The organism is Nocardia sp. NPDC041819 (genome assembly GCF_055590505.1).
Map to the genome: position 1 here is coordinate 216,470 of NZ_JBVJAP010000001.1, position 12,480 is coordinate 228,949.

Sequence of the window (12,480 nt, forward strand, 5' to 3'; positions counted from 1 at the left end):
CCACGACCGGCGCGCGGCGCGAGCGAGTTTCCGGCTAGGACCTGCCCTCACCGGCCGGCCGGACGGGATACAGGCGCTGAATCGTCAGCGCGGCCGCCAGTAACCGCGAATCGTGCGGATCGGTGGGATCGACGCCGGTGAGTTCGGCGACGCGGCGCAAGCGATAGCTGAAGGTGTTGGGGTGCACGTGGATCTCGGCCGCCGCGGCTTTGCGATCGGAGCCGTGGCGCAGGTGCGCGTCGAGCGCCTCGAGCAGGTGCGGACTGTCCAGAATGGGGGAGATGCGCTCGGCCAGCCGTGCGCGCGCGGTACCCGGTCTGGTGAGCTGGTATTCCAGCAGCAGGTCGTCGAGCCGGTAGACGCCCGCGGGCTTGCCGAGCAGTCGTGCGAGTTCGGCGAGGTCGGTGGCTTCCTTCGCGGTCCGGGCGATGGCGTCCCGCGGCACGGACGCGTATTCGGCGAGGAACACCGGCGCCCCGAGGTGTTCGGTCAGTTCCTCGGCCAGCCGGTGGTAGCGCGTGTCGTCGAGTTCGGCGTCGGAAGCGCTGGGCAGCAACGCGATTCCGGTCCAGCCGTCGAAAGTGGCCAATGTGGTGGTGCCCGCGAGAGCGTCCAAGGCGCGGTGCAGCAGCCGGATGCGTCGCCGCCCGACGAGCGTTGCGGCCGTGCTCGGCTGGTCGTGGTGGCGGATGTGGATCGCGAGCACCGTGTATTGCTCGGCGAGTGCGGTGTCCGCCCGCGCGGCCAGCTCGGCGGCGGGCAACCCGTGCAGCAGCGCCGAGCACAGGGCGCGACGCGCCTCTCGTTCGGCGTTGTAGATGGACTGCTCGACCTCAGTGTAGGCCTCGACGACGGTGATGTTGATCCGCATGAGCAGCTCGAGCAGCCTGCTGACGACCAGGACGAGTTCGTCGAGTTCTTCGCGGGAGGCCAGCGCGGCCGCCTCGTGGAGCACCGACTGCGCGGAGCCGTGCATGGCCTCGATCAGCACGGGCAACGGGAGCCGGTCCTCGGCGTGCCGCTCGGCCACCGGAGCGACGAATGTCGCGACCTCGGCCTGAGTGAAGTTGCGCTGTTCGCCGATCGCCTGGAGCACCGCGCGGCCGCAGGCGTAGATCGCCGGAAGCACCTCGGCCGTGAAGTGACCCTCCGGCAGGTCGGCGGCCGGCGGGGTGGTGCCGAGACCTGCGGCGAGCATGCGCTCGGCGATCTGGGGCCAGCGAGCCAGCAACCGGGCGACGAGCGGGGCGTCTCCGGCCACCGGGGACAACACGACGGACATGGGCCGATTGTTTCCGACCACACAAACGGCGGCAAGGCCATGGGCGTGGTCGCCCGAATTTTGGCTCGCGCGCCAATATTCCGGATGGAATGTTCTCCTCGAGGTGCAGTGACACCGGCCCGGAGAGCGCCCTACATTCGAAAAGCGGCTCATGAATATGGCCCCGATCACATCTCCCTCCGAATGTGGCGCGGGATACATTCGGAGGCGGTGCTCGACGCACCGCCGAGTCGCGTTCGTTCGGTGCGAATGGAAGTGAACTCGATGTTGGCAATGATGCACAACGCTCGGCAGGCGATTCTCGGGGCCGCGGTGATCGCAGGGGTGACAATGGCGACCGCGCTCGGCGGCGGGATCGCGCACGCACAAGAGGAGATCGAACCGACCCAGCAGGCCCTCGCCGATTACATCAGCGCGGGCCTGAACCCCGCCCCGGACGGCAGGCAGCCCCGCGCGATCGTGGACGCGGGCAGTTCGTCGGGATGGGCGACCAGCGTCGCGTCCGACGCGTCCGGCGAAGGCCCGGAGCTGTCGGCGTATCTGGCCGCTTTCGGCTACGGGCTGACTCATCCCGACGCGGCTCCGCCCGGCGCCAACCGCTGGAACTGCGCGCCGTCCGCCGAGCACCCGCGGCCGGTGGTGTTGCTGCACGGCACCTGGCTGAACGCCTACGACACCTTCGCCTCCCTGTCGCCGCGGCTGGCGCGCGCCGGATTCTGCGTGTTCGCCTTCAACTTCGGGCGATCCGGCCTGATGCAGGGCGGCGGCCTCGGACCGGTGCTGCCCGGGCGCTTCGGTGTGGGGCGGATGGAGGATTCGGCGGCGCAATTGCGGGACTTCATCGATCGTGTGCTGGGCGCGACCGGCGCACAGGCCGTCGACATCGTCGGGCATTCCCAGGGCGGAACGGTCGCCAACCACTATCTGAAATTCGAAGGCGGGCAGGGCAAAGTGGGCAAGCTGGTGAGCCTGGGCGCCACCCACCACGGCACCTCCCTCATGGGCATGGCGACACTGGGCCGGATCATCAACAACCTGGGCGTCGATATCCTCGGGTTCTACGAGCCGCTGGTCGGCATCGCCAATATCCAGCAGGCGGTGGGCTCGTCGTTCTACGTCGGCCTGAACGCGCAGGGCGACACCGTGCCCGGCGTCGCGTACACGGCGATCGGCTCCCGGCACGACGAGGTCACCAACCCTTATCAATGGACATTCCTGCAGGCCGGTCCGGACGCGACGGTGGACAACGTCACACTGCAAGACGGGTGCGAGCAGGATATGTCCGACCACCTGACGATGATGTATTCCCCGCGGGCGGCCTCGATCGTGCTGCACGCGCTGGATCCGGTCGCGCACCCGTCGCTGGAATGCACCTTCAACCCGTGGATGATCGGCGGCAACGGCAGCTTGTGAGCCACGCTGTCACTGCATCGGCGCGAGAATTCGTGAGCGCTCGGATTGGCGTGCGAGCCAATTCTTTTCCGGCCGCCGCATTGGTTGGGTGGAATACGGGCCACCCCGCTGTCGTCGCACGGCGGCGCCCGCGATCACGGCCGTGCCGTCGGAAAGGAATACCGGATGAGTGTGGAGCTCGAATGGGACGGCGGCCCGGTGCCGCCGGAGCCCGCGGCGTTCTCGGATGGGCCGATGTTGCCCGAAGACGATCCGTTCTACGTCCCACCGCCCGCGGTCGGGCCCTTGCGCCCCGGCGCGATCGTCCGCACGCGCGCGGTGGAGATCGGATTCTTCGGTCTTGTGCCGCAGCGTATCTCGGCTTGGCAGTTGCTCTATCGCACCTGTGACTTGCATGGTGTGCCGGAGGTCGCGGTGACCACGGTGCTGCTGCCGTGGGGCGCGGATCCGGCCGAGCCGCGCCCGCTGGTCTCCTTCCAGTGCGCGATCGACGCGGTCGCCTCGAAATGCCTGCCCTCGTATTCGCTTCGGCGCGGAGCACGGGCGGTCGGTTCGATTCCGCAGCTCGAGCTGCCGCTGATCGTCAGCGCCCTGGCGCGGGGCTGGGCGGTGTCGGTTCCGGATCACGGCGGAACGGCCGGCCGGTTCGGGGTGGCCAGGGAGCCGGGATATCGCGCGCTGGACGCGGTCCGCGCCGCCCTCTCCTTCCTGCCGTTGGGTCTGGATCCGGCTACACCCATTGCGCTGTGGGGATATTCGGGCGGGGGATTGGCCACCGCCTGGGCCGCGGAGACGGCCGCCGAGTACGCGCCCGAGTTGAATGTCGTCGGCGCGGTGGCCGGATCGCCGGTGGGTGATCCGGCGGCCGCGTTCGTCCGGCTCAACGGCACACTCTTCGCGGGATTCGCGGCCGTCTTCACCGCCGGACTGCGCCGCGGGTACCCCGAATTGGACCGCATGCTGCGCGCCCACCTGGACGCGCGGTATCTGGGCTGGCTGGCCGAGACCGAGACCACCGCGACGTTCCCACTGCTGTATCGCTTCGCCCGGCGCGACATCGACAAACACAGTGGCGCGGGGCTCGCCGCCATGATCGAGCAGGACGGGGTGCGGCGGATCCTCGACGACATCCACCCCGGCCGCCGGGCGCCCGTGATGCCCATGCTCGTGCTGCAAGGCGTGCACGACGAGGTGATCGCGGCCGCCGACGTCGACGGCCACGTCGCGCGCTACGTCGAAGCGGGGGTCCACGTGCGCTACCTTCGCGATCGGCTCAGCACCCATCTGTTGTTGCAGTTCCTGGCGCTGCCGGTGATGGTCGACTGGCTCGCCGGCCGCTTCACCGGCCGCGAGTTGCCCGCGGCCGGTACGTGGACCCGGTGGTCGCTCGCCTTCGCCGGTCCGGCGCTGAGCGGTCACCTGAGTTTCGCGGCCGTGCTCGCCCGCATGTGGCTGGGACGGCCGATCCGTGGAGCGCGCCCGCCGGTGATGGCGCGCCCCCGACCGCGTCGCCCGTCCGTCCTCCCCGCCGCCCTCCGCAATCCGTTGTCCTGACCTCTGCTCGCGCCGGCGAGTGCCGCTGAGCTGGCCTGATCCCGCACCGGCACGCCGTGCGGACGAGATTCGGGTGTCGCCTCACAAAGGTGTCCGTTTTGCTCTAGCGTGAGCACGGTTGGTGCCGAGAGGGGTCGTGGATGCGTAGCGGGATGCTGAGTGTGGCGCAATTGCGGGACCGGGTCGACACCGGCGAGATCGACACGGTGCTGGTCGCCATGACCGATATGCAGGGGCGATTGCAAGGAAAGCGCTGCGCGGCACGTTATTTCCTGGACGAGGTGGTCGAGCACGCCACCGAGGCGTGCGGCTACCTGCTCGCGGTGGACGTCGACATGACGACGGTCGACGGTTACGCGCTGTCGTCCTGGGAGACGGGGTACGGGGACGTCGTGCTGCGACCGGATCTGCGGACGCTGCGGACGACGCCGTGGTGGCCGGGCACGGCGCTGGTGCTGTGCGACGTCGAGCACGTGGTGCCGCAGGGACGGCCCGTGCCCGCCTCGCCGCGGCAGGTGCTGCGCAATCAGCTGGACCGGCTGGCCGAGCGCGGCCTGCACGCGTTCGTCGGGACCGAACTCGAGTTCCTGGTCTTCGACGACAGCTACGAGGCGGCCTGGAACGCCGGGTATCGCGGGCTGACGCCGGCCAACCAGTACAACGTGGACTACTCGATGCTGGGCACCGGGCGGATCGAGCCGTTGCTGCGCCGCATCCGTAAGGAGATGGACGGCGCCGGAATGTATGTCGAGTCGGCCAAGGGCGAATGCAACCCCGGCCAGCACGAGATCGCGTTCCGATTCGACGAAGCCCTGGCCACCTGCGACAACCACAGCATCTACAAGACCGGCGCGAAGGAGATCGCGGCCCAGGAGCGGCGCAGCTTGACGTTCATGGCGAAATACAATGAGCGCGAGGGCAATTCCTGTCACATCCACCTCAGCCTGCGCGACGACGCGGGCAAGCCGGTGTTCGCGGGTGACGGGGCGGAGGGCATGTCGCCGCTGATGCGGCATTTCATCGCGGGCCAGCTGGACTGCCTGCGTGAGTTCACCTACCTGCTGGCGCCGAACATCAACTCCTACAAGCGGTTCGCCGCCGGTAGCTTCGCGCCCACCGCGATCGCGTGGGGGCGGGACAACCGCACCTGTGCCATCCGCGTGGTGGGCGAGGACCATTCGCTGCGGTTCGAGAACCGGGTGCCCGGCGGCGACGTGAACCCGTACCTGGCGGTGGCCGCCCTGATCGCGGCGGGACTGCACGGCATCGATCGCCGGCTGCCGCTGGAGCCGGAGTTCCGCGGCAACGCCTACCACTCCGAACGCCCCCGGGTGCCGCGGACGCTGCGCGAAGCGGCCCAGCTGTTCTCCGGCAGCACGGTGGCCCGCGCGGCCTTCGGTGATGATGTAGTGGAGCACTACCGCAACGCGGCGCGGGTCGAGCTGGACGCCTACGACGCCGCGGTCACCGACTGGGAGCGTATCCGTGGTTTCGAACGACTCTGAGGTCGCGGGAGCCCGTCCCGTGATCGGCCTGCCCACCTATGTGGAGCGGACCCGGTTCAACGCGTGGGATCTGCCGAGCGCGGTCCTGCCGCACGCCTACGTCGAGATGGTGGCGGCAGCGGGCGGCATCCCGGTGTTGCTGCCGCCCGCGGGCGTCGCGCGTCCCGAGCTGGTGCGGCGGCTCGACGGATTGGTGCTGACCGGCGGCGCGGACGTGGATCCCGCTCGCTACGGTGTCTCTTCGGCGGGGATCCCCGGCTACACCAGGCCCGACCGCGACGAGTCGGAGTTCGGGCTGTTCGAGCTGGCCAGGGCCGCGGGCCTGCCGATTCTCGCGGTGTGCCGCGGCCTGCAACTGGCGAATGTCGCGCTCGGCGGCACGTTGATCCCGCATCTGCCCGATGTCGTCGGTCACGAGGAGCACTCCGGCGTCGAGGGCGGGTTCACCGCCACCCGGGTGCTGACGATCGCGGGCAGCCGCGTCGCCCGCCTGGCCGGTCCGGAGCTGAAGGTGCACTGCCACCATCACCAGGCCGTCGACCGGCTGGCCGAGGGCCTGACCGCCACCGCGTACGCCGCCGACGGCACGATCGAGGCCGTGGAATCCACCGACGGGGCGTTCCTGGTCGGTGTGCAGTGGCACCCGGAGGCCGACGTCACCGATCGCCGGTTGGTTCGGGCACTGGTGGTAGCGGCGGAGACCTATGGAAGGGAGCGCGACCGGTGACGACAGCGCAGGTGGTCAACCCGGCGACCGAGCAGGTGGTCACCACCGTGGAACTCGCCGGGGAAGCGGAGACCGACGCCGCCATCGCCCGCGCCCAGCGCGCCGCGACCGCGTGGCGGGAGGTGGCGCCGGGGGACCGGGCGCGATTGCTGCGCCGGTTCGCCGAGGTGGTCGAGTCGGATCTGGAGCACCTCGCCGGGCTCGAGGTGGTCAATTCCGGGCACACCATCGGCAACGCGCGATGGGAAGCGGGCAACGTCCGCGATGTCCTGCACTACGCGGCCGGGATGCCGGAACGTCTGCTGGGAAACCAGATTCCGGTGGCGGGCGGGGTCGACATCACCTTCCACGAACCGCTCGGCGTCGTCGGGGTGATCGTGCCGTGGAACTTCCCGATGCCGATCGCGGCGTGGGGCTTCGCGCCCGCGCTCGCCGCGGGCAACACCGTCGTACTGAAACCCGCCGAGGTCACGCCGCTGACCGCCCTGCGGCTCGGCGAACTCGCGCTCGAGGCGGGCCTGCCCGATGGCGTGTTCCAGGTACTGCCCGGCAAGGGGTCGGTGGTGGGGCAGCGCTTCGTCACCCACCCGGCCGTCCGCAAGGTGGTGTTCACCGGCTCCACCGAGGTGGGCACGCAGATCATGGCGGGCTGCGCGCGGCAGGTGAAGCGGGTGACGCTCGAATTGGGCGGCAAGAGCGCGAACATCGTCTTCGCCGACGCCGATCTGGAGCAGGCGGCGGCGACCGCGCCGTACGGCGTCTTCGACAACGCCGGGCAGGACTGTTGTGCCCGATCCCGCATCCTGGTGCAGCGCAGCGTGTTCGATCGCTTCCTCGAACTGCTGGAACCCGCGGTGCGCGGTGTGCGGGTCGGTGACCCGTCCGACGAGTCCACCGAGATGGGACCGCTCATCTCGGCCGCGCACCGCGAGCGCGTCGCCGCGTTCGTGCAGCCGTCCACCGAAGTCGCGTTCACCGGCAGCGCGCCCGAGGGACCGGGATTCTGGTATCCACCGACCGTGGTGCTGCCCGGGGCCGCGACCGACCGGGTGCTCACCGAGGAGGTGTTCGGCCCGGTGGTCGCGGTGCTCCCGTTCGAGGACGAGGCCGACGCGCTGCGCATCGCCAACGATACGAATTACGGCTTGTCCGGCTCGATCTGGACCCGGGACGTCGGCCGGGCGCTGCGCGTGGCCCGCGGTGTGGAGGCGGGCAACCTGTCGGTGAATTCGCATTCTTCCGTGCGGTATTGGACGCCGTTCGGCGGTTTCAAGCAGTCCGGGCTCGGGCGCGAACTCGGCCCGGACGCGGCGCTGGCCTTCACCGAGACCAAGAACGTGTTCCTCGCCACGCAGTGACACCCGCCCATCCGACAGGAGATACGTTGCAGCGCTTACAGGATCGAGTCGCCGTCGTCACCGGCGGCGGGAGCGGTATCGGTCTGGCCACGGTCCGTCGTTTCGCGGCGGAGGGCGCGAAGGTCGTGGTCGCGGATATCGACGCCGGGAGCGGCGAAGCGGCCGCCGAGGAGGTCGGCGGGCGGTACGTCCAGGTGGACGTCACCGAGGAAGCGCAGGTCGAGGCGCTGTTCCAGACCGCGGTCGACACCTACGGCGGGTTGGACATCGCGTTCAACAACGCGGGCATCTCCCCGCCGGAGGACGATTCGATCCTGACCACCGGCATCGACGCGTGGCGGCGCGTCCAGGAGGTCAACCTGACCTCCGTGTATCTGTGCAGCAAGTACGCCATCGGGCACATGCTCGAGCGCGGCAGGGGCTCGGTGATCAACACCGCCTCCTTCGTCGCGGTGATGGGCGCGGCGACCTCACAGATCTCCTACACCGCCTCCAAGGGCGGCGTGCTGGCGATGAGCCGGGAACTGGGAGTGCAGTTCGCCCGCAACGGCATCCGGGTGAACGCGCTGTGCCCGGGACCGGTGAACACCCCTCTTCTCCAGGAGTTGTTCGCCAAGGACCCCGAGCGCGCCGCACGGCGTCTGGTACACGTTCCGCTCGGCCGGTTCGCCGAACCGGAGGAGATCGCCGCCGCCGTCGCCTTCCTGGCCAGCGACGATTCCTCCTTCATCACCGCGTCGCAGTTCCTGGTCGACGGCGGCATCGCGGGCGCGTACGTGACGCCGCTGTAGGACCGGGGCCTATTTCGGCGCTCCCAAGCGCGCGCCGCCGTCGACGCGCAGCACGATTCCGGTGGTGAACGAATTCCCCACCAGGAATTCGATCGCCTGTGCCACGTCGTCGGCGGTGCCGACGCGCCCGACCGGTGTGGCCGCGGCGATCGAGTCGAAGACCTCGGCGCGCGCCCCGTCGGGCAGGAAGCTCCACCATTCGGTGTCGACCACGCCGGGGGAGACCGCGTTCACACGCAGGGGCGCCAGTTCGACGGCCAGCACCGGAACCATCGCTTCCACCGCCGAATTCACCGCGGCCAGCGCCGCTGTGGTCGGCATCGAGCCGCCCGCCGATGCCGCCGACACCAGCGTGACAGAACCGCGCTGCGCCAGATGGGGCAGCGCCGCCTGCACCACGGCGGTGTGCGCGAGGAGTTTGCCCTCGACGTGCCCGCGCAGATGGTCGAGTGCGAGTTCGCGGAACGGCGTCGTGCCCGACGGTCCGGTCACGGTGACCACCACATGGTCGATCGGCCCGAGTTCGGTGAAGAACCGGGCCAGTTCGGCCTCGTCACGCGCGTCGACGGTCCGGCCGGTGACGTTCTCGCCGAGTTCGGCGAGCGCGGCCTCGAGCCTGCCCGCCTCGCGACCCGCGATGACCACGTCGTGCCCTCCGGCCGCGAGCCTGCGCGCCGCGGCCAGGCCGATGCCCGACGTTCCGCCGACGATGACGACTCGGTTGCGCACAACATCCTCCTGAATTTCGAAGCTCTGTGTCTCGAAATATAATCGAGGCACGGTGTCTTGTAAAGTGTCGGCATGACCGGAACCCGCGGGCGTCCGCGCAGTGAGGACGCCAGGCGCGCGATCCTGCGTGCCGCCCTGGAACTGTGCGCACGCGACGGCTATCAGGACCTGACGATCAAGGCGATCGCCGACGCGGCGGGCGCGGGCAGGCAGACGGTGTATCGCTGGTGGCCGGACAAGGCCTCGGTACTCATGGAGGCGCTCGTCGGGCTCGCCGAGGAGAACCCGGCGTTGCTGGTGCGCGCCGAGTCCGCCGACGTGCTCGGGGAGGTCGAAAGTCTGCTCACCGCGACCTACGAACTCGCCCGCGAGCTGACGGGGCAGGCGCTGGTCGGTCTGATGGCCGATGCGCAGCGTGATCCCGTGCTCTCGAAGCGATTGCAGGAGGCCGTGATCGGGCCACGGCGTGCCACGCTGCGTACGCTGCTGCGAAGGGGTGTGGACAACGGGGAGTTCACCGAGGTGGTGCCGTTGGATCTTGTGGTGGATTTCGCGTTCGGAGCCATGTGGTATCGGCTGTTGAGCCGGCACGCTCCGGTCGACGGTGCGCTGGCGCGTGAAGTCGCGGGTGCTATCGCCGCCATGCTCGGCCGGGGGTGATTGCGCCGCTGATCGGTGGGCGGCCGGTGGGTCGGCCACGAGGCCGGGCCGATAGCCACGGGCGCTGCGAGTTACTGTGACCGACATCACAATTGGCGGCTTAGGCGCAGGTCAGCGCCACCGCTTCGGTGTGTTTCCCGGGTCCGGGACTGTTTGCCGGGGGTTGATCCTGGGTAACGGTCTGTTTCGTGCCACACCTTCGGTTCTCATAGCCCGAGGTGGAACGAACCGAGGTCCGTGGACGGACTGGAGAGGACGTGCACGTGACCGACCGGACATCGGAGAGTTTCCCGCTGCGGCGTTCCGTGGCGGCCTCCGCCATGGGCAATGCGACGGAATGGTTCGACTACGGCGTCTACGCTGCCACCGCGACCTACCTGACCGACGCCTTCTTCCCTGGGGAATTGGGCACGCTCGGCACCATGCTCGGCTTCGCCATCTCGTTCGTCCTGCGGCCGCTCGGCGGCATGGTGTGGGGACCGCTCGGTGACCGGATCGGCCGCAAAGCCGTGCTGGCCACCACGATCCTGCTCATGGCCGCCGCCACCGGAGCCATCGGCGTGCTGCCCACCCACGCGTCCGTCGGTGTGCTGGCCCCGGTTCTGCTCATCCTGCTGCGCGTGGTGCAGGGCTTCTCGACCGGTGGCGAATACGGTGGCGCCGCTACGTATCTCGCCGAATGCGCGACCGACCGCAAACGCGGTTTCCTCGGCAGTTTCCTCGAGTTCGGCACGCTGGCGGGCTTCGTCGGAGGTTCGGCGACCGTGCTGGCCTTCCAGCTCGCGCTCGGTTCGGACACCATGCACGAATGGGGCTGGCGCATCCCGTTCCTGATCGCCATCCCGCTCGGCCTGACCGGCTGGTACCTGCGTGCCAAGCTGGAGGAGAGCCCGGTGTTCACCGAAGTCGCCGAGCACCAGCATCCGGCCGGTGGCCTGCGCGAAGTGCTGACCACCTACCGGCGCGAGACGCTCACGCTGGGCGGATTGGTGGTCGCGCTGAACGTGGTGAACTACACGCTGCTCACCTACCAGCCCACCTATCTGCAGAACACGATCGGTATGGGGGAGTCGGCCACCACCGCGATGATGCTGCTCGGACAGGTGGTGATGATGGTGGTGCTGCCGTTCTTCGGCAGGCTGTCCGACAGTGTCGGCCGCCGCCCGATGTGGTTGTTCTCCCTGCTGGGTCTGGCCGTGCTCGCGGTGCCGATGTACTGGCTGATGGGGCAGGGCACCGCGTGGGCCATCATCGGCTTCATCGTGCTCGGACTGCTGTACGTGCCGCAGTTGTCCACCATCAGCTCCACCTTCCCCGCGATCTTCCCGACCCATGTCCGGTACGCGGGTTTCGCGCTGGCCTACAACGTCTCCACCGCGGTCTTCGGCGGCACCGCCCCACTGATCAACGAGGCCGTCATCGAGGCAACCGGCTGGACGCTGTTCCCCGCCCTCTACATGGTCGGCGCCTCCCTGATCGGCCTGGTCGCCTGGAACTATCTGCGTGAAACCGCGGGCACCTCACTACGCGGCACCGAGGTCCCCGACGCGGGCGAACCAACCCCCGACCCGGATCTCCCCGCCCAGCCCGCGTACTGAGCCACTTCCGCGGAACCGGCACGCCGACGAACGGCTACTGGGTGGCGGACCAGACGGTGACCGAGGCTGTGTAGGCGTGGACCGCGTTGTCGAGGGCCACTCCGGTGATGAAGGCGGTGCGGCCCGCGGCGGTTGTGACGCAGTAGGCGCTGTCCTTGGTGACCGGTAGTGTTTCCACACCCCGGGTGGAGATGAGCTCCGAGCACTGTTTCCGGGTGGGTTGGCCCGAGGTGGTCCACAGGGCGAGGGTGGGTTTCGTCGTGAAGAATCCGCCGCCGAGTCCGTAAAGGGTGGCGTCGGAGAATTTACCGACGGACTCCCAGTCGTAGCTGACCCAGGCGCTGGCGCCGCTGTTGCTCGACAGGACGCGAGGCGGGACGGAGTCCAGATCTAGGTAGGTCAGGTTGATCGTGCCGGACCAGCGGACCTCGTCGGCCGACGCGGTTGCCGAGGCCGCCGGTCCGGAGGAAGGGGGCGAGTGGTCCTTCGAGCTGTCACCGCGCGTGGTCTGCTGAGCCGAGGTCGAGGCTCGCGCGGCGGAATCCTTGTCTTCGCCCTCGTCGGTGAACTTCTCCACGGCCAGAACGATCAAACCGGAGACGATCGGGAACAGCAGCGTGGTGAGAATCGTCCCGGAGTGGCGACGGATCCAACTCTTGCGCTCGGTGGAGTCCTGCTGCCGAGGCGGGTCTGTCTCGCGCGCATTCTCGTCGGGATCGTCGTCCCCCATGGAGAAACCCGCCTCCTGTGGCTACTCGGTTCCGAATGCCTGACGCTTGCCCGGTGCAGGCCCGGGCCGCTGATCATGGTTGTCCGACCGGAATCAATTGTCAATGGGGACAATGGTTCCGGCTCGCGGACAG

11 protein-coding genes are annotated in these 12,480 nt (G+C 69.1%); 8 read left to right on the forward strand and 3 right to left on the reverse strand.

Going from position 1 to position 12,480, the window contains the following annotated elements; all coding sequences use genetic code 11:
* Window positions 1–34: 34 nt before the first annotated feature.
* Window positions 35–1,282 (reverse strand): PucR family transcriptional regulator, encoded by a 1,248-nt coding sequence (locus tag ACZ6DL_RS01065; protein ID WP_466048182.1) that lies wholly within the window; start codon window positions 1,280–1,282, stop codon window positions 35–37.
* A gap of 273 nt (window positions 1,283–1,555) precedes the next feature.
* Between ACZ6DL_RS01065 and ACZ6DL_RS01070 the strand changes: the two genes are divergently transcribed.
* The 6 genes from ACZ6DL_RS01070 (at window position 1,556) to ACZ6DL_RS01095 (ending at window position 8,630) form a co-directional block, all read left to right on the forward strand.
* A complete protein-coding gene (locus ACZ6DL_RS01070; protein WP_466049499.1) occupies window positions 1,556–2,695 on the forward strand; it encodes a lipase family alpha/beta hydrolase in 1,140 nt (379 codons plus the stop codon).
* 165 nt (window positions 2,696–2,860) lie between these two features.
* A complete protein-coding gene (locus ACZ6DL_RS01075) occupies window positions 2,861–4,249 on the forward strand; it encodes a lipase family protein (RefSeq protein ID WP_466048184.1) in 1,389 nt (462 codons plus the stop codon).
* Between the two features lie 140 nt (window positions 4,250–4,389).
* Complete coding sequence (locus ACZ6DL_RS01080) at window positions 4,390–5,754, forward strand: glutamine synthetase family protein (RefSeq protein ID WP_466048186.1); 1,365 nt, start codon at window positions 4,390–4,392, stop codon at window positions 5,752–5,754.
* Entirely contained in the window at window positions 5,735–6,481 is a 747-nt protein-coding gene (locus tag ACZ6DL_RS01085; protein ID WP_466048188.1) for a gamma-glutamyl-gamma-aminobutyrate hydrolase family protein, read from the forward strand. Before ACZ6DL_RS01080 ends, ACZ6DL_RS01085 begins: the two co-directional genes overlap by 20 nt.
* Window positions 6,478–7,839, forward strand: coding sequence for an aldehyde dehydrogenase family protein (locus ACZ6DL_RS01090; protein ID WP_466048190.1), 1,362 nt, complete (start codon window positions 6,478–6,480; stop codon window positions 7,837–7,839). The genes ACZ6DL_RS01085 and ACZ6DL_RS01090 overlap by 4 nt, the downstream gene beginning before the upstream one ends.
* Window positions 7,836–8,630 (forward strand): 3-oxoacyl-ACP reductase, encoded by a 795-nt coding sequence (locus tag ACZ6DL_RS01095; protein WP_466048192.1) that lies wholly within the window; start codon window positions 7,836–7,838, stop codon window positions 8,628–8,630. Before ACZ6DL_RS01090 ends, ACZ6DL_RS01095 begins: the two co-directional genes overlap by 4 nt.
* 9 nt (window positions 8,631–8,639) lie before the next feature.
* Here the strand turns inward: ACZ6DL_RS01095 and ACZ6DL_RS01100 are convergent, their stop codons facing one another.
* Window positions 8,640–9,359 carry an SDR family oxidoreductase gene (locus ACZ6DL_RS01100; protein ID WP_466048194.1) on the reverse strand — a complete coding sequence of 240 codons (720 nt, stop codon included), beginning with the start codon at window positions 9,357–9,359 and terminating at the stop codon, window positions 8,640–8,642.
* A gap of 72 nt (window positions 9,360–9,431) precedes the next feature.
* Between ACZ6DL_RS01100 and ACZ6DL_RS01105 the strand changes: the two genes are divergently transcribed.
* A complete protein-coding gene (locus tag ACZ6DL_RS01105; RefSeq protein WP_466048196.1) occupies window positions 9,432–10,019 on the forward strand; it encodes a TetR/AcrR family transcriptional regulator in 588 nt (195 codons plus the stop codon).
* 320 nt (window positions 10,020–10,339) lie between these two features.
* Window positions 10,340–11,617, forward strand: coding sequence for an MFS transporter (locus ACZ6DL_RS01110; RefSeq protein WP_466049501.1), 1,278 nt, complete (start codon window positions 10,340–10,342; stop codon window positions 11,615–11,617).
* Window positions 11,618–11,651: 34 nt separating this feature from the next.
* On the opposite strand, the gene ACZ6DL_RS01115 is transcribed toward ACZ6DL_RS01110, so the two are convergent.
* Window positions 11,652–12,347, reverse strand: a complete 696-nt coding sequence (locus tag ACZ6DL_RS01115) for a hypothetical protein (RefSeq protein ID WP_466048198.1) — start codon at window positions 12,345–12,347, stop codon at window positions 11,652–11,654.
* Window positions 12,348–12,480 lie beyond the last annotated feature (133 nt).